General features: G+C 70.1%; 15 protein-coding genes and 1 pseudogene. 10 read left to right on the forward strand and 6 right to left on the reverse strand.

Annotation, left to right across the window (positions count from 1 at the left end):
* Positions 1-28: 28 nt before the first annotated feature.
* Positions 29-151, reverse strand: coding sequence for a hypothetical protein (locus ACFWZ5_RS07075; protein ID WP_384784971.1), 123 nt, complete (start codon positions 149-151; stop codon positions 29-31).
* A 350-nt stretch (positions 152-501) separates the two neighbouring features.
* On the opposite strand from ACFWZ5_RS07075, the gene ACFWZ5_RS07080 reads away from it, so the two are divergent.
* The 9 genes and pseudogenes from ACFWZ5_RS07080 to ACFWZ5_RS07120 form a co-directional block, all read left to right on the forward strand.
* Entirely contained in the window at positions 502-1,425 is a 924-nt protein-coding gene (locus tag ACFWZ5_RS07080; RefSeq protein ID WP_384784968.1) for an endo-beta-N-acetylglucosaminidase H, read from the forward strand.
* A 288-nt stretch (positions 1,426-1,713) separates the two neighbouring features.
* On the forward strand, positions 1,714-2,052 hold the full coding sequence (locus ACFWZ5_RS07085; protein ID WP_384784965.1) for a PadR family transcriptional regulator: 339 nt from the start codon (positions 1,714-1,716) through the stop codon (positions 2,050-2,052).
* Positions 2,049-2,924 (forward strand): hypothetical protein, encoded by an 876-nt coding sequence (locus ACFWZ5_RS07090; RefSeq protein WP_384784962.1) that lies wholly within the window; start codon positions 2,049-2,051, stop codon positions 2,922-2,924. Before ACFWZ5_RS07085 ends, ACFWZ5_RS07090 begins: the two co-directional genes overlap by 4 nt.
* A 271-nt stretch (positions 2,925-3,195) precedes the next feature.
* Positions 3,196-4,125 (forward strand): DUF4184 family protein, encoded by a 930-nt coding sequence (locus ACFWZ5_RS07095; RefSeq protein WP_384784959.1) that lies wholly within the window; start codon positions 3,196-3,198, stop codon positions 4,123-4,125.
* Between the two features lie 297 nt (positions 4,126-4,422).
* Complete coding sequence (locus ACFWZ5_RS07100; protein WP_384784956.1) at positions 4,423-5,622, forward strand: ScyD/ScyE family protein; 1,200 nt, start codon at positions 4,423-4,425, stop codon at positions 5,620-5,622.
* 435 nt (positions 5,623-6,057) lie between these two features.
* Entirely contained in the window at positions 6,058-6,270 is a 213-nt protein-coding gene (locus ACFWZ5_RS07105) for a hypothetical protein (RefSeq protein WP_384784953.1), read from the forward strand.
* Between the two features lie 186 nt (positions 6,271-6,456).
* Positions 6,457-6,795 carry a hypothetical protein gene (locus ACFWZ5_RS07110; RefSeq protein ID WP_384784950.1) on the forward strand — a complete coding sequence of 113 codons (339 nt, stop codon included), beginning with the start codon at positions 6,457-6,459 and terminating at the stop codon, positions 6,793-6,795.
* 16 nt (positions 6,796-6,811) lie between these two features.
* Positions 6,812-7,213 (forward strand): ATP-binding cassette domain-containing protein, encoded by a 402-nt coding sequence (locus tag ACFWZ5_RS07115; RefSeq protein ID WP_384784947.1) that lies wholly within the window; start codon positions 6,812-6,814, stop codon positions 7,211-7,213.
* Between the two features lie 143 nt (positions 7,214-7,356).
* Positions 7,357-7,863: pseudogene (locus ACFWZ5_RS07120) on the forward strand (M1 family aminopeptidase); the annotation flags it as partial.
* Here ACFWZ5_RS07120 and ACFWZ5_RS07125 read toward each other — a convergent pair.
* Together ACFWZ5_RS07125 and ACFWZ5_RS07130 are read right to left on the reverse strand one after the other, a co-directional pair.
* Positions 7,820-9,430 (reverse strand): AMP-binding protein, encoded by a 1,611-nt coding sequence (locus ACFWZ5_RS07125; protein ID WP_384784944.1) that lies wholly within the window; start codon positions 9,428-9,430, stop codon positions 7,820-7,822. The pseudogene ACFWZ5_RS07120 and the gene ACFWZ5_RS07125 overlap by 44 nt on opposite strands.
* Positions 9,431-10,476: 1,046 nt before the next feature.
* The gene (locus tag ACFWZ5_RS07130) at positions 10,477-11,439 is read right to left on the reverse strand and encodes a methyltransferase (RefSeq protein WP_384784941.1); all 963 of its coding nucleotides are present in this window, start codon (positions 11,437-11,439) and stop codon (positions 10,477-10,479) included.
* Here ACFWZ5_RS07130 and ACFWZ5_RS07135 point away from each other — a divergent pair.
* Positions 11,438-11,743, forward strand: coding sequence for a hypothetical protein (locus ACFWZ5_RS07135; protein WP_384784938.1), 306 nt, complete (start codon positions 11,438-11,440; stop codon positions 11,741-11,743). The two genes, ACFWZ5_RS07130 and ACFWZ5_RS07135, sit on opposite strands and share 2 nt — an antisense overlap.
* Here ACFWZ5_RS07135 and ACFWZ5_RS07140 read toward each other — a convergent pair.
* From ACFWZ5_RS07140 to ACFWZ5_RS07150, 3 genes are all read right to left on the reverse strand, one after another.
* Positions 11,673-12,911, reverse strand: coding sequence for a DegT/DnrJ/EryC1/StrS family aminotransferase (locus tag ACFWZ5_RS07140; protein ID WP_384784935.1), 1,239 nt, complete (start codon positions 12,909-12,911; stop codon positions 11,673-11,675). The two genes, ACFWZ5_RS07135 and ACFWZ5_RS07140, sit on opposite strands and share 71 nt — an antisense overlap.
* A gap of 5 nt (positions 12,912-12,916) precedes the next feature.
* Positions 12,917-13,516, reverse strand: a complete 600-nt coding sequence (locus ACFWZ5_RS07145; RefSeq protein WP_384784933.1) for a cupin domain-containing protein — start codon at positions 13,514-13,516, stop codon at positions 12,917-12,919.
* A gap of 186 nt (positions 13,517-13,702) precedes the next feature.
* Entirely contained in the window at positions 13,703-14,770 is a 1,068-nt protein-coding gene (locus ACFWZ5_RS07150) for a type III polyketide synthase (protein WP_384784930.1), read from the reverse strand.
* Positions 14,771-14,824 lie beyond the last annotated feature (54 nt).

A 14,824-nucleotide genomic window follows, 5' to 3' on the forward strand; every position in this document is an offset into this window, starting at 1 on the left:
GGACGCCTCGGCAAGATCGTGTGACGGGCTACGGGGTGGTCGGCTGGCAGTTGGACACGAAGGGGATCCACTCGGCATGCCACCACGGCCCGTACTCCCCGTCGGGTCCGCCCAGTTCGGATGCGGCGACGTCATCTGCGTAGATCTTCATGGCTGTCTGCCAAGCCCTGGTGATGCGCGGTACCGCGGCTCCGGACGGGCTGGGTCCAGGGCCTGGCGGACCGTTCGCCAGACGGTGGTGCACTTGCGCTCACGCTCACGCACTTGCAGGGGGGCTTTCCCGGCTGCCGCACGGGCGGGTGTGCTGTGGATGAGGCCTGGGTGATCGTTCGGGACTCCCTTCTCCGCGCGTGCCGGTCTGGGGCACGAGGTGCGTGGGAGTCGTGAAGAAATTGCGTGCGAATCTTGGGATTCGCTCACAGGGGCGGAAAACTCGGAGCGCTCACTCGGCGCTTTCGAACAGGTCGGGCGCCGACCCCTGCGATGGGAGACCGATCAACGATGTTCACTCTGGTACGGAGCAGAGTGCGGACGGCCGCGCTCGCGCTCTCGGCAGTCGCGGCCCTCGCCTTCGGCGCGACCACCTCGACCGGTGCGGCAGCGGCCCCCGCTCCGGCCCCCGCGAAACAGGGGCCGACCTCGGTGGCGTACGTCGAGGTGAACGACAACAGCATGCTGAACGTCGGCAAGTACACCCTCGCCAAGGGCGGCGGCAACGTCTTCGACGTCGCCGTGATCTTCGCGGCGAACATCAACTACGACACGACCAAGAAGGCGGCGTATCTGCACTTCAACGAGAACGTGCAGCGCGTCCTCGACAACGCCGCCACGCAGATACGGCCGTTGCAGCAGAAGGGCATCAAGGTCGTCCTCTCGGTGCTCGGCAACCACCAGGGCGCGGGCTTCGCCAACTTCCCGAACCAGCGGGCGGCTTCGGCGTTCGCCAAGCAGCTGTCGGACACCGTCACCAAGTACGGCCTCGACGGCATCGACTTCGACGACGAGTACGCCGAGTACGGCAACAACGGAACCGGCCAGCCCAACGCGAGCTCGTTCGTGCACCTGGTGACGGCGCTGCGCGCGAACATGCCGAACAAGATCATCAGTCTCTACAACATCGGCCCGGCCGCCTCGCGCCTCTCCTACGGCGGCGTCGACGTCACGTCCAAGTTCGACTACGCCTGGAACCCGTACTACGGCACCTGGCAGGTCCCCGGCATCGCCCTGCCCAAGTCGAAGCTTTCGCCGGCGGCCGTCGAGATCGGCCGGACCTCGCAGAGCACGTCCGCCGCCCTCGCCCGCCGCACCGTCAGTGAGGGATACGGCGTCTATCTGACGTACAACCTCAACGGCGCCGACCGCAGCGCCGATGTCTCCGCGTTCACCAGGGAACTCTACGGCAGTGACGCCGTCTACGCGCCGTAGGACGACCGAACGCCCCGGCGTGCGGTGGCCCCTCGGGGCATGCCGCATCCCGTAGGCCGCGACCATGCAGGCCGCGCCTTCGACAACGATGTCGAAGGCGCGGTCGGCGCCGCTGTGCATCGGTGCACCGCCGAGGCCGGTGGCCATGGCCGCCCCGTGCGGCGCCGAGCTGGGACCCGTGCCGGCGCCGAGCTGGGACACGGGCACGGTCGAACCGAGTCGCCCGCCGCTGTCGAGCGGCTTGCGACGGCGCCTGACGTGGTCCGCCGAGCGGAATACTCTGTTGCCATGAGTGAGAGAGGGATGCAGGAACTGGCGTTGCTGCTGCTGACCGCGTTGGCGAATGCGCCTCGGCACGGCTATGCCATTGCCCAGGAGGTCAAGGCCATCACCGACGGCCGGGTGGTGCCGCGTACCGGGGCGCTCTACGGGGCGCTGGACCGGCTGCTGGAGGAAGGGCTGATCGAGGTGGAGCGCGAGGAGGTGGTGGGCGGTCGGGCGCGCCGTACCTTCGCGCTGACCGTCTCCGGCCGCGAGAGGCTGGCGGCCGAGGCGGAGCGCTTGGCTGCCACCGCCCGGGAGGCCATGCGGCGGCTCGAGGCGGGCGGCGCGGCGGTGTCAGGGTGATCGACCGGCTGCTGCGCCTCTATCCGGCCGACTACCGGTCCGCGTACGGGGAGGAGATCGCCGACGTCCACCGGGAGCTGACCGCGGACCTGCCGCGCTCCGCTCGGCTGCGCGCGGATGCCGATCTGGCCGCACACGCCCTGCGGGTCCGCCTTGCCCTGGATTCGGCGTCGCGCGGCGGGCGCTTCTTCGCGCTGGCCGCCCCGCTCGCGCTGGCTGTCGCCGCGGTGGGCAACGGACTGGTGCTCACGCGCTGGTACAAGGGCCTTGTCACCTCTCCGGCCCCGGCGTGGGGACAGCTCGCCCACACCGATGCCACCTGGGGACTGCACTATCTGCTCGCTCTGACGGTGTGCGTCGGCGCGATCGTCGCCCTGTGCGGCCGGTGGGTGCCGGGGGTGGTCGCCGTCGCGTGCGGGCTCATGGGGGAAGCCGTCCAGTGGGTGGTGGCCCCGCAGGTGACCGACGCAGGGTTCGTCACCCCGGTGACGGCGTTGCTGGCCGTCGCCGTGGTCCTGGCCTGCCCTGTGGACCGGCGTCCCGGCAAGGAGCTGTCCGCCGTCGCCGGAGCGGTGGCGGGCATCGGATGGTTCCCCGTCGTCGTCGTGGAGGCCGGGGCGCTCGGCGTGACCACGGACTACGGTGCCTGGCCGGTGCTGGTCCTCGCCGCCGCGGCGGTCGTGCTCGCCTGGCGCCGACGGTCCTTCGGTCTGCGTGAGGTCGGTGCGGTGACGGTGGCTGCGCTGCCGCTGGTCGCCGGCGCCGCCACCTGGGCATCGGTCGATCCCTGGCCCTTCGTCGGCGTCCTCCTCGTGCTGCTGCTCACCCCCGCCCTCACCGTGGGGGTGCAGGCGGCGCGCCGCCGACGCTGACCCGGCCCCGCTCCTCATCCCTCGCTCGATTCAGCCGCCCTCCCGTCAGGGGAGGGCGGCTTTGTTCTGCCCGGGCGGACCCGTTGGCCTGCCCGGGCAGAGGTCAGCCGACAAGCCGTACAAGGGGCAACGCTTTGCAATAGTCCGTTCAACGGAATGCTCTCCTCGGCGTATCGTCCTGCGTGTCGCCTCGCCTCTCCTCGACGGCCATGGGCGCGACCCCGGGCACCGCGAAGGCCGTACGCGACGCCATGCGGGCCGGACCGCGCAGGTGCCGCCGAGCAGAGAGATCACCAAGTTGCCGTTCACGCTGGCCCACCCCGCTGCCGCACTGCCTCTGCTGCGGCGCCCATTCGTTCCCTCGGCCCTGGCCGCGGGCGCCATGGCCCCTGATGCCCCGTACTTCCTGCGTGCCGCGGGCATCTACTCCGACAGCGCGCAGGACTGGTACGAGCCCTTCCTCAACGCCACGAACACCCACTCGTCCGGCTGGGGCCTGGGCGTCAACCTGCTCTTCGCCCTCGGCCTGACAGCCGCCTACCGGCTGCTGCGCAAGCCGGTCACAGCACTGCTCCCCGCCGGCCTCGGCCTGCCGGACCCCAGGCCGACGTCCGCAGGGCGAGCCGGAACCCGGTACGCCCTGTGGCTGCTGCTGTCGGCCTTCATCGGCATCGTCTCCCACCTGGCATGGGACTCCTTCACCCACCACGACGGGTACCTGGTCACCCACGTGGCGCTGCTGCGCGCTTCGGGCCCGGGAGGCCTGACGGTGGACCGGGTGCTTCAGTACGTGAGCACCGTCGCGGGCCTCGCGGCCATCGGCATCTGCCTGTGGCGCCGTCGCGATCGACTGCGCACCGAGCGCGACACCGTTGCCCGGCTGCGCCCCGCCGCGCGCTGGTGCGCGGTTGCCGTGCTGGTCGGGGCCGCCGTGCTGGGTGGATCCGTGCAGGCCCGCGACGACTACCACGCTTACCGTTTCGAGACGGTGGTGGACTACAGCCGCCCGATCGAGCGCGATCTCGGCGACGGCTACACCGAGACCTCCTATCCCAGCAGGACGGTGAAAGCCCCGTGGGGCACGGTTACCGAAGGCGTGCTGACCGGAGCCGCGAAGCGGGCAGGCGCCGCGTCCGCCGCCGCCCTGCTGCTGTTCTGCGCCGTCTGGCACACCCGGCGGCTTGTCCGCACGAACCCCTGATTCCCGCCCGGCTTCTGGAGCAGCGTCTGACGGGGCTCCGTCGATGGTTGGTGTGCCGGCGGCCGACTGGCTGGGCCCCTTTTCGGGTCGGGTCGCCAAGCGGGCGCCAACTGGATGGGCAGTGTCGGCCAAGCCGTGACGTCGATACTCGGGCGTCAGAACAGTGTGTAGGGCAACGGGCCTTACCGCACCGGAACGGGCCCTGCCGCAACCGGGTGTGCCCGCGGGGTGGCGCGTCCTGTCTTGCATGTCAGTGAGCACGTTGTGGGTTTTCACTCAACCGGAGGGAAGAGGGCCATGATGCGGCGTCTCAAATCGGGCCGGGCGCTGGCCGCCGGTGTGGCGGTGACGGCAGTACTAGCCGGCCTGGGAGCCGGTTCATCGGGGGCGGCCGAGGCCGACACCCCATCACCCCGCGCCAGCAGACATCTCACCAGCGACGCACCGGTCACCGTGGTGGCCAGCGGCCTCGACTCGCCCAGGAGTCTGGCCTTCACCCCTGGTGGCCGTCTCCTGGTCGCCGAGATGGGCGCCACTCCCACCGAGTGCCGCGGCGAAGGCTTCGCCACCCGCTGTTACGGCCTGACCGGGTCGATCGCGGATGTCTCCTCGGGCAAGCCGGTCCGGATCGACCGCAACCTGCCCACGGCCTTCAACCAGGAAGAGACCATCGGCCCCAACGGTCTGACCGTGGGCCGCAACGGGCACATCTACACCCTCCAGGCCGGGTCGCCCGAACAGGTCCCCGCCAGCCTGCCCAGGGACCTCGCCGGGGTGCTGAGCAAGCAGTACGGGTCGGTGATGGACATCACCGCCGGCAAGCGCAAGGTCCTGGCCAACCCCGGCACCGTGAACTGGAAGTGGACCGAGGACCACCCCGACCTGTCCAAGACCTACCCCGCCTCCAACCCCTATGCGCTGACCACCAAGCCCGGCGGCGGCTTCTACCTGGTCGACGCGGGCTCCAACACCCTCAACTCCGTCGATCGCCGTGGTCGGGTGAAGGTTCTGGCGTGGGTCCCCAGGTCCCCGGCCGGCTCTGATGCCGTGCCCACCTGCGTGGACGTGGGCCCCGACGGCGGCGTCTACGTCGGCCAGATCACCGGGCACGGCAACTCCGCCACCGCGGCCAAGGTCTACCGCTACTCGCCCAAGACCAAGAAGCTCACCGTCTGGCAGAGCGGCTTCAGCGCCATCAGCGGCTGCGGCTTCGGCGCCAACGGCGACTTCTACGTCACCCAGTTCGACACCACCGGCTTCCTGCCCACCGGTGACCCCGTCGGCAACGTCATCCAGATCGACCGCAAGACCGGCAAGCGCACCGTCCTCGCCGACAAGAAGCTCTTCGCCCCCACCGGCTTCGCCGCCGGCCCCGACGGCTCCATCTACGTCGCCGACAAGACGATGATGTGGCCCGCCTGCACCGACGCACCCGCCTGCACCAGCTCCACCACCATCCCCGCCACCGGCCACGGCCAGGTCGTCAAGATCGGCTGACCCACCCCCAGCCCCAGGCCGCACCCCTCCATCTCCTCGGCGGAGGCGCTGCCTGTAGAGATCGTGTGCCGGTGAATCAAGTGGTGGCGACCGGTGTGGAAGTGAGGGGATGCCCCGGACCGCATGAGCGGTCCGGGGCATCAGGCTGTGCGGCGGTCGGTTCGATCTCAAAGACCTGAACGTCGCGGGCATGGCGGCGTACCGCGAGCTGGCCGACCGGGACTACCGGGTCGAGGGGCGTACGGGAGCCGAGGTACGCCGTCAACTCGAACCCGGCCTCACCGTGCCCGGCAGGATCCGGTCCTGTTCCACCCCGACGAAGCATGGGTGCAGGGACGGCATCTCGTCGGCGGCCTGGTTGGCCGAGCCGCGGCGTCCGGCGCCGAATGCCGGCCCGCACCGCGGTCTGCGACATCGGCATTCCCATCGGCGCCGATGGGAGCATCGGACGGCGACTCTGTCGGACGGGAGCCGCCTGACGTCGACGCCGTCGTGGACGCCGCAGGACCCAGCGCCTTCCACGGCTTCGCCGTCGGTACCACGGGCATCGGCTGGTTCCTGCTGCAGACCGCAACGAAGGCGGACCTCGCCTTCGCCCTGATGGCCCGCCTCGCCGGTGACAGCCTCAGCACCGCCGCGTACTCCTGACCAGTCCACCTCGACGACGACGCGCACCGGGCCGACGCCACCGCCTCCTGGTGGCCCGAGGGCCCACATGGCGGCCCGCGGGGGCACGGCTGGTGGCCGGGGCCGGCGGGAATCGGCACCTTCCTGCTCTCCCTGGCCCGGCACACCGGCCGGCCCCATCACCTCGACACCGCACGGGCCGCCGCCGTGGCCGTGCGGCACAGCGCGCGCCACGCACCCCTGTACGCGTTCTCCGGCCTTGCCGACGACGCGCACTTCCTCTGCGAGGCCGGAGCCACCGACGCATCCGCGCGACGGTGGGCGAAGCTGTGCGCCGACCTGATGGAGGCACACGCCGACGGGGCCGATGGCGCCCCGCACTTGGGCACCCGCCTCGACTTCGCGGCCTGCACGCCCGGAGTCCTGGCCGGTCTGCTGTACGTGCGCTGCGGCGTCCCCAACCCCTGGCTGCTGCCCGGCGACTTCGCCCCGCAGACCGAGGGGGACCACGCGAGCCACCCGGCGAACCACCACCCCATCGCGTAAGAAAGCCGAGACCACGATGGACCACCCACACCAGGCCGCCGAGGCCATCAGCGTCCAGGACCTCAGCAGACGCTACGGCGACCGCGAGGCGGTGCGCGGCATCACCTTCGACGTCGCGGTCGGCGAGACCTTCGGCCTGCTCGGGCCCAACGGCGCGGGCAAGTGGACCACGATCGGCATGCTGAGCACCCTGCTCAGGCCGACCGGGGTACTGGCACGCGTGGCAGGACTGGACGTGCTGACGCAGTGCGACCTGGTCCGGGCCAACATCGGGCTCGTCTTTGAGGACCTCACCCTCGACGGCTATCTGACGGCCGAGCAGCATCTGCGCTTCCACGCCGAGCTGTACGGCATGCCCAAGGACGGCGTGGCCCAACGGATCCTCCAGATGCTGGAGATGGTCGACCTGTGGGAGTAGCGCGCCGACAAGGTGGCGACGTTCCCCGGTGGCATGAAACGGCGCCTTGAGATCGCCCGCGGTCTGTTCCTGCGGGAGATGCTCGTCGCGCCGGTCAGCCGCAGCGCGCTCATCATCGGGAAGGTCCTACGCTCGCCACCTACTGGGCCATCACTGCCCAGGCCGGGATGACCGGACGTCGCCCCGTCTGGGCCACCTTCGTCAACGGCAAGAAGGCCGCGGCGTACCAACGGGACGAACTCCCCATAGCGCGACCGATTTCCGCCGCCGTCCCCGACACCGCACGGGCCGCGACCACTTTCGACGGCCTTTCCTACGCCAAGGGTGCCGCCGTGCTGCGGCAACTGGCCGCCTTCATCGGGCCCGAACAGTTCCACGTGGGCATCCGGCGGTACTTCCTACGCCCAGGGCCGGTTCGACCACCGGTCACTGACCCACTGGCCCGAGCCCTGTGCTGGGGAACCTGCTGGAACATGGTCTACAACGCCGAGTTCGCAGCCCACGCGTATGTGCGGCTCGCTCTCTCGGTGATCGATAGGGAACCGAACACGGGTATGCGGGATCTGCTCCAACTCCAGGTCGCCGCCGCCTGGGTGTGGGGTGTGGTTATGGGTGGTTGGGGTGGTGTTTGTGGGTGGGGTGGTGTTTGAGGGCTGGGTGTTGGGTGAGGGTGTGGCGTTGGACTTTGAGGGTGGCGGTGCGGGGGAGTTGGTTGTGGGGGATGTGGAGGGGGGTGGTGAGTTGGGGGAAGGGGGTGGTGGCGGTGTGCCAGCGGTCTGGGTTGAGGGGGGTGTCGTTGTGGGTGGTGATGACGGGGACGGGTTGGTTGTGGGGGCCTTGGATGATGACGAGTTCGGTGAGTTCGGGGAGGGCGGCCAGGAGGGTGTCTTCGATGTGGAGGGTGCTGTGGATGCCGGGGATCATGTCGGTTTCGCGGTCGAGGAGGTGGAGGCAGCCGTAGCGGGTGCGGTAGCCGATGTCGCCGGTCTGCCACCAGGGGCCGTTGCGGTTGGCGTTGTAGCGGTGTTGTTCGCCGTGGTAGGTGGGGGCGAGGCCGGGCCAGGCGACTTCGATGCGGCCGGGGTTTTGGGGGGTGGGTGGTTGGTTGTTGCGGGGGACGACGCGGATTTTGGCGGCGCCGTGGGGCATGGGCCAGCCCACGCAGCGGCCGTTGGCTTTGTGGGCGGTGCGGCGGAAGTAGGCGCGGCCGACGGCGGGGCCGACTTCGCTTTGGCCGTAGATCTGGAAGAAGAGGGCGCCGCGGCGGTGGGAGGCGTTGAGCAGGCGGCTCATGGTGGCGGGGTGGATGGCGTCGAAGGTGGAGCTGAAGACTTTGACGGAGGCGAAGGGGGCGCGGGGGTCGTTGGTGAGTTGTTCCCATTCCATGAGGGAGTTGGGGAGGGCTTCGATGAGGGCGGGGCGGTGGGTGAGGAGCTGGTCGGCCACTTGTGCCGGGTCTTTCTCCCGCATGAGCAGGAGGGGGTACTGCTTGAGCAGGGCCAGGGTCATGGCGGCGACCATGCGGGAGTGGACGAAGGGGATGTGGATGGCGACGGTCTGTCTGCCGCGCAGCAGGGACAGCAGCCGCCACTGCGGTACCAGGCGGATGCCCTGGGTGCGGGGGGTGTGGACGACGAGTTTGGGGATGCCGGTGGTGCCGGAGGTGTGGGTGATGACGGCGGGCTCGTCGATGGGGCGCAGCACGGGTGTGGCCGGCTGTGCGTCTGCGAGGTCGCCCAGGAAGACGGTGGCGGGCCGGGGTTGGGCGGAGGTGATGACGCGTTGGGTGAGGCTGGGCAGGTCGAGTTCGGTGCTGAGGCGGTCGTGGGTGGCTCCGTCGGTCAGCAGGGTGGGCCGGCCGATCCGTTCCAGCAGGACGGCGACGGTTTGGGGGTCCAGGGCGGGGGAGAGGTTGACGACGATCGCGCCGATGCGGGAGACGGCGGCGGCCAGCATCCAGTGGTCGGCGTTGGCTTTTTTGTGGATGACGACGTGTTCGCCTGCCTGGACGCCGGCTGCTTTGAGGCGGGCGGCGAGGTCGGCGACGTGGGCGGCGTACTGGGCGATGGTCAGGTGGCGGCCTGCCTCGGGCAGGGCGTCGAGGTCGTGGTCGAGGTGGATGGGTGTCGTGGGGTTCACGGCCGCGGCCATCTGAGGCAGGAGACCCAGGTGCAGGCCGCGTTTTTGGATCGATGCGTAGGCGGTGGAGCCCTTCATCGGGCTGCTCCTTTGCGGTAGCTGGTGGACGGGAGACGGGGCCCGGGGTACGGGGTACGGGAGGCGGGCCGGGGCACGGGTGGCGGGAGTCGGTCGGGCCGGTCGGGCCGGTCGTCGGCTCGCGGCATGCTGCCGGGCCGGCCTCTCAGAGGCAGGGGCGGGCGGGGGGCAGGAGGGGCGGGGGCGGGGGGCGGGGGTGGGGGAGGTTGTGGGTGTGTGCGGGTGGTCAGGTGGTGTGGCGGGCTGTGTGTTGCTGGCGCTGTTGCGGTACGGCGGGGCCGGTGGCGGGCGCCCCCGGGGGGTGTTCTGGGCTGGGCTGGTGGGGTGGGTGGCGCAGGTGCTGCCCGGCGTTACGGGTGCCGGGCTGGCGGCTGCGGGCTGCCGGTTGCCGTGGGGGGTGCCGGTCGTGGTGAACGCCTCCCAGGGGCCGTGCCGGTGGACCCTGCACCGGAACCGCTGCAGCGAACGCCCGTACCGGGCCCCGGTACTGGCTGCCTGTACCGAACCGGCTGCACCGAATGCCTGCACCGATCCCCTGCACCGGTCCCCTGCACCTAATGCCTGCATCGGGCCTGTTGCGCGGAATGCCCGTACCGGGCCCTGGTGCTGAATGCCTGTACCGGGCTCGCTGCACCGAATGCCTGTACCGAACCGGCTGCACCAAGCCCCTGCACCGAGCCTGCTGTACGGAGCCCTGGTACCGGGCCCCTGTGTGTGGTTTGGGGCGGGTTCCTGCCGGGCTGGGGTGGCGGACTGTGCGGTGTGGCGGGCCGGATGGCGTGGTGCGGGCCAGGGGCCGGGTGCCTTGGGTGGGTCCGGCCTGGCGGAGAAAGGGGCCTGCTGCCCGGGCGGTGCCGGTCTTCCGGCGCGCCCGTCCGGTGTTCGGGTGCACTCGGCCGTGCCGGTGTTCGGGCGCGCCCGGCTGGCCTTCGGGGTGTGCCGGGCTGGTGTTCGGGGTGTGCTTGGTGGTGCTGGTCGTGCCGGTCTGTGTCTGTTGTCTGTTGTGTGGTGGTGGTTTGGGGGTGGTGGGTGTGGGTGGGGGTTGGTTAGCGGGCGAGGATGAGGGTGGTGGGTTCGGTGGTGTGGAAGGTGATGTGGGTGAAGCCGGCTTGGTGGAGCCAGTGGTGGTAGTCGTTGCGTTGCCAGGTGCTGCCGTGGCGGGTTTTGAGGAGCATTTCCGCGGCGAAGATGAGTGCGAAGGGGGGTCCGGTGCGGTCGTTGTTGACGATGTAGTCGTTGATGATCAGGGTGCCGCCGGGTTTGAGGGCTTGTTTGAGGCGGGTGAGGATTTCGGTGTTGCTGGCGGGGCTTTCCTGGTGGGCGATGTGGGAGTAGACGGCGATGTCGTAGTGGTGGGTGCCGAAGTCGGTGGTGTGGAAGTCGCCGTTGAGGGTGGTGAAGCGTTCGCCGAGGCCGTGTTCGTCGATGAGGCGGCGGGCGATGGTGTTGATGGGGGCCCAGTCGAGCTGGGTGGCGCGGGCGGCGGGGTTGGCTTGAAGCCACAGGCGGGAGTAGATGCCTGAGCCGCCGCCCACGTCCAGGATGTTGAGGGGTCCGGCGTCGGGGAGGTTCAGCAGGCGGGCGGCCAGGTGGGCGGCGGGGACTGACTGCGCGGCGATGGCGGTGACGATGTTTTCCCAGTGCGGGTTGTCGGCGACTTCGGCGACGGGTTCGTGCAGGGGGCCGCCGGCCTCGATGACGTCGGCGAGGCCGGTCAGGGAGCCTGTGTGGGTGAGTTTGAGGCGGGCGAAGGGTGCCAGGGACAGGGGGGTGTCCTCGATGAGGTAGGTGGCTGCTTCGGGGGTGTTGCGGTAGCGGCCCTGGTGCAGTTCGACCAGGCCGATGCCCACCAGGGCGTCCAGCAGGCTCTGGGCGCCGCGCGGGGACATCTTCGAGCACGCGGCGAGTTCGCCGGCGGTGCCCGCGCCGTGGTGGAGGTGGGTGAACAGGCCGTGGGTGGCGGCCGCGGCCAGCACGCCGGTGGCCCAGTAGCCGTTGATCAGCCGCATGATGGCCACCGGCGAGGGCCGGCCGCCACTCACCCCGCCCATACCGTCCAAACCGCTCGTGTCGTTCGCGCTGCTCACTCCGTTCGTGCTGCTCATGGCGCTCGTGCTGCTCACTCCGTTCGTGCCGCTCGAGCTGCTCGTGCTGTTCGTGCTGTTCGTGGTGCTGGTGTCGTTCACTCCGCTCGTGCCGCTCGTGCTGTTCGTGGTGCTGGTGTTCGTGTTGTTTGTGGTGGTCATGTTGTTCCTCCTTTCCCGTGTGCGGATGAGGCGTGGGTGTGCAGGGCGTGGCGTAGGGCGGTGGTGACGTGTTCGATCTGGGTGGGGGTGAGTTCGGCGTGCATGGGCAGGGCGAGTTGGCGGGTGAACAGGTCGGCGGAGACGGGGCAGGTCTGGTGGGTGGGGAAGACGGGTTGTTGGTGGGCGGCGAAGGTGCCGTGGGCGCAGCCGATGTGCTGGGCGCGTAGGTCGGCGGCGACGTGGGCGCGGTTGACGGCTGGGTGGAGTGTGACGAGGTAGCTCTGCCAGGCGTGGGTGCGGTCGTGGGGGACGGTGGGCAGGGTCAGCAGGTCTTCGCCGGCCAGCAGGTCGTGGTAGTGGGCGGCGGCGGTGCTGCGGCGTTTGAGGAGTTCGTCGATGCGGCCCAGCTGTATCTGGAGGATGGCTGCGGCGATGTCGGAGAGTTTGTAGTTGTAGCCGATCTCGGTGAATTGCGGGATGGGCAGGCCGATGACGTTGCCCATGTCGAAGATGGAGCCGATGCCGAAGGAGGAGCGCAGCCGTGCGTCGTGGCCGATGTCGGGGTTGCGGGTGAGCAGGGCGCCGCCTTCGCCGCTGGTGGCGCCTTTGCGGCCGTGGAAGGACAGGCAGGCGATGTCGGCGAGGGTGCCGGCGGGCCGGTTCTGGTAGGTGGCGCCGACGGCGCAGGCGGCGTCCTCGATGAGGAACAGGCTGTGGCGGTCGGCGATTTGTTGCAGGGCGGTGTAGTCGGCCGGCAGGCCGACGGTGTCGATGGCGATGATCCCGGCGGTGCGCGGGGTGATGAGGTCGGCGACTGCTTGTGGGTCGATGGTGTAGGTGTCGGGGCGTACGTCGGCGAAGACGGGGGTGGCCCCGACGTAGAGGGCGGCCTGGGCGGGGGCGGGGAAGCCGTAGTCGGCGACGATCACTTCGTCGCCGGTGGTGACGCCGAGGGCGAGCAGGGCCAGGTGCAGGGCGGCGCCGCAGTTGCTGAGGGCCACGGCGTCCCCGGCGCCGTACATCTGCCGCAGCTGGGCCTCCAGGGCTTTGCCGCGCGGGCCCTGTCCGGCGGGCCAGCCGGAGGCGAACACCTCGGCGACGGCGGCCAGTTCCTGCTCGCCGAGACTGGCATGGACCAGCGATACCGGCTCCGCCTGCTCGGCCCGGTCGGCCTGCTCGGTCTGCTCGGTCTGCTCGGCCGGGCCGGGGGGCTGGGTGGGGTGTGCGGGGTGCATGCGGGTCACCTCCCGTTCTGCTGGGCGGGTGCGGGTGCGGGTGCGGGTGCGGGGGTGGGGGTGGGGGTTGGGTCGGGGGTGTGGGGGGTGGGCGGGGTGTAGCGCAGGGGGGTGAGCTGGCTGACGTCGTAGCGTGTGCGCATGTCTGCCACGGCTGCCGGGTCCACTGCGGTGCCGCGGGACCAGATTTCCGCGATCTCTTCGAAGTAGTCCTCGTGTTCGGGTGAGGGCAGGGACTGGAAGAGCATGGTGGCGGGTTTGTCGGTGGCGTTGCGGAAGGCGTGCGGGGTGCCGGGGGGGACGAACATGCAGCTGCCCTGTCCGGCGCGGATGACGCGCTGGCCGGTGGCCGATCTCCAGTGGTGCCAGGTGTCGCTGGTGCGCTGGGTCGGCTCGAAGCACAGCAGGTCCAGTTCGCCGTGAAGGACGTAGAAGAATTCCTGGCCCTTTTCGTGGACGTGGGCGCCGACGTCGAAGCCGGGCGGCACGACCACTTCGAAGATCGAGACGGAGGAGCCCATCGCCTTGGTGGCCTTGAACGTCACCTCCTGGGCCGGGGTGATCAGCTTGCGGCCGGCGCCGGGCGGGAGGATGAGGTCAGTCATACGCGGTGTTTCCTTCACGTTTTTGTGTGCGGCCTCTGGTGGGGGGCGGGCCGTTGTGTGTGCGCGGGTGGCCGGATGCCGTCAGCGCCTTGGGATGCCTTGAGATGCCTTGGGATGCCTGCGGGGTGTCGTCGCGTGGTGTGCGGCTGAGGCGGTGCGTGCGGTTTGGGGCTGTTGGGGGGTGTGTCAGGCGACGGGGTGGGGGAGGTCGGCGCCCCAGGTGCCCAGGGCCATTTCCGCGGTGATGCCGGGGCCGAATCCGGCGATGAGGCCGGTGGCGCCGATGGCGGGGGTGTCGTGTTCGAACAGGCGGCGGGCGGCTTCCAGGACGACGGCGCTGGCGATGTTGCCGTATTCGTTGAGGGTGGACCAGCTGTGGCGGAACACGGTGCGGTCGACCTCGAGGAATTTGGCGAGGTCGTCGAGGATGCGCGGGCCGCCGGCGTGGATGAGGTAGAAGTCGAGTTTGCCGGCGTCCCAGCTGTGGTCCTTGGCCAGTTCGCGCAGGATGGGGGCGAGGGGTTCCATGGTGCCGGGCACGCGCCGGTCCAGCTGGAAGTGGAAGCCGGTTTCCTTGACGGCGTAGGAGATCCAGTCCTCGGTGTGGGGGATGAGGTAGGAGGCGTTGCGTTCCAGGCTGATGCCCTCGCCGCCGGCGCCGCGGACGACGGCGGCGGCGACCGCGTCGCCGAACAGGCCGTCGGAGAGCAGGGAGCCGATGTCGTCGGCGGCGGGCTGGTAGCACAGGGAGCACAGTTCGCAGGCGACGATCAGGACGTTGCTGCCGGGGTGGGCGGTGCAGAAGTCGTGGGCGCGGTTGATGGCGGCGCCGCCGGCTGCGCAGCCCAGCTGGGCGATGGGGATCTGGCGGGTGTCGGAGCGGAAGCCCATGGTGTTGATCAGCCAGGCGGTCAGGGACGGCATCAGAAAGCCGGTGCATGACACGTAGACGATGGCGTCCACGGAGCGGGCGGTGAGGCCGGCGTTGGCCAGGGCTTCCTCGATGACCTGGGGGGTGCGCTTTTTCGATTCCTGTTCGTAGATGCGGTTGCGTTCCTCGAAGCCGGGGTGGCTGAGGGTCTGCTCGATGGGCTGGACGAGGTGCCTTTTCTGGACGCCGGTGTTGCGGATCAGGCGCAGGGCCAGCGGGAGCTGGGGCTTGCCCGCGTGGGCCTGCCGCGCGAATTCCAGGGTCTCTTCCGCCGTGATGATGTGTTCCGGCGCGTGCATCGCCGGCTTGCACAGAATGGGCATGGCTGGAGTCCACTTCTTGGGGAGTCTCGACAGCCCCGCAGCCCGCCCGCCCGG

Origin of the sequence: Streptomyces sp. NPDC059003, assembly GCF_042740445.1 — a bacterium.
Classification (GTDB): Bacteria; Actinomycetota; Actinomycetes; order Streptomycetales; family Streptomycetaceae; genus Streptomyces.

Coding starts and splice junctions, on each gene's coding strand:
- ACFWZ5_RS07145 (WP_384784933.1), bottom strand. CDS start 13,516: ATGACTGACCTCATCCTCCCGCCCGGCGCCGGCCGCAAGCTGATCACC.
- ACFWZ5_RS07140 (WP_384784935.1), bottom strand. CDS start 12,911: ATGCACCCCGCACACCCCACCCAGCCCCCCGGCCCGGCCGAGCAGACC.
- ACFWZ5_RS07115 (WP_384784947.1), top strand. CDS start 6,812: ATGGACCACCCACACCAGGCCGCCGAGGCCATCAGCGTCCAGGACCTC.
- ACFWZ5_RS07085 (WP_384784965.1), top strand. CDS start 1,714: ATGAGTGAGAGAGGGATGCAGGAACTGGCGTTGCTGCTGCTGACCGCG.
- ACFWZ5_RS07150 (WP_384784930.1), bottom strand. CDS start 14,770: ATGCCCATTCTGTGCAAGCCGGCGATGCACGCGCCGGAACACATCATC.
- ACFWZ5_RS07100 (WP_384784956.1), top strand. CDS start 4,423: ATGATGCGGCGTCTCAAATCGGGCCGGGCGCTGGCCGCCGGTGTGGCG.
- ACFWZ5_RS07130 (WP_384784941.1), bottom strand. CDS start 11,439: ATGCGGCTGATCAACGGCTACTGGGCCACCGGCGTGCTGGCCGCGGCC.
- ACFWZ5_RS07105 (WP_384784953.1), top strand. CDS start 6,058: ATGGGAGCATCGGACGGCGACTCTGTCGGACGGGAGCCGCCTGACGTC.
- ACFWZ5_RS07135 (WP_384784938.1), top strand. CDS start 11,438: ATGATGGCCACCGGCGAGGGCCGGCCGCCACTCACCCCGCCCATACCG.
- ACFWZ5_RS07080 (WP_384784968.1), top strand. CDS start 502: ATGTTCACTCTGGTACGGAGCAGAGTGCGGACGGCCGCGCTCGCGCTC.
- ACFWZ5_RS07075 (WP_384784971.1), bottom strand. CDS start 151: ATGAAGATCTACGCAGATGACGTCGCCGCATCCGAACTGGGCGGACCC.
- ACFWZ5_RS07125 (WP_384784944.1), bottom strand. CDS start 9,430: ATGAAGGGCTCCACCGCCTACGCATCGATCCAAAAACGCGGCCTGCAC.